Source organism: Rhodococcus sp. IEGM 1379, assembly GCF_030056815.1.
In the GTDB taxonomy this organism is placed as follows: domain Bacteria; phylum Actinomycetota; class Actinomycetes; order Mycobacteriales; family Mycobacteriaceae; genus Rhodococcus_F.
Genome location: NZ_JASHKR010000185.1, coordinates 1 through 1,110 on the forward strand (window position 1 = coordinate 1; position 1,110 = coordinate 1,110).

The 1,110-nt window shown below is 62.7% G+C and carries 1 protein-coding gene; it reads right to left on the minus strand.

The window, feature by feature from the left end; all coding sequences use genetic code 11:
- Window positions 1-1,110 (minus strand): Rne/Rng family ribonuclease (locus tag QM600_RS29420; protein ID WP_283265307.1); only part of this gene is annotated, 1,110 nt, incomplete at both ends.

Genomic DNA, 1,110 nt, shown 5'->3' on the forward strand with positions numbered 1-1,110 from the left:
ACCATGTCGATGAAGTCGACGACGATCATTCCGCCGATGTCCCGCAGGCGCATCTGGCGAACGATCTCTTCGGCAGCTTCGAGGTTGTTTCGCGTGACGGTCTCTTCGAGGTTGCCACCCGCTCCGGTGAACTTGCCGGTGTTGACGTCGACAACCGTCATGGCCTCGGTGCGGTCGATCACCAGGGTGCCGCCGGATGGCAGCCACACCTTGCGGTCGAGTGCCTTGGCCAACTGCTCGTCGATACGACGCGCTGCGAAGACGTCGATGTTGTTGTTCGGCGTGTACTTCTCGAGTCGCGGCAGCAGATCAGGAGCCACGGAGTTGATGTAGTTCTCAACCGTCGTGTGCGCCTTCTCGCCTTCGATGACCAACTTGGAGAAGTCCTCGTTGAACAGGTCACGAATCACCTTGACCAGCATGTCCGGCTCTTCGTACAGTGCCTGCGGCTGACCGGACTTGCCGGCGTCCGCCGCTGCGGCCTGCTCTTCGATGCCGGCCCACTGCGACTGCAGACGAGTGACGTCGCGCGCCAGCTCTTCTTCGCTGACGCCTTCGGAGGCAGTGCGAATGATCACGCCGGCGTCGGCCGGAACGATGTCGCGCAGGATTTCCTTGAGACGCTTGCGCTCGGTGTCGGGCAGCTTGCGGCTGATACCGGTGGACGAACCTCCCGGCACGTACACCAGGAATCGTCCGGCCAGCGAGATCTGCGTGGTCAGGCGAGCACCCTTGTGCCCGACCGGATCCTTGCTGACCTGCACCAGAACCTGATCGCCCGGCTTGAGAGCCTGCTCGATCTTGCGGGAATTGCCACCGAGACCGGCAGCTTCCCAGTTGACCTCGCCGGCGTACAGGACGCCATTGCGACCGCGTCCGATGTCGATGAACGCAGCTTCCATGCTGGGCAGCACGTTCTGGACACGGCCCAGGTACACGTTGCCGACCATCGAGGCAGCTGCCGAGTTGGTGACGAAGTGCTCGACGAGAACGCCGTCTTCGAGAACCGCGACCTGTGTGGTGGCATGCGGCTGACCGCTGTCCGCACGATCACGAACAACCATCACACGATCGACAGCCTCACGGCGTGCCAGGAACTCGGACTCGGTC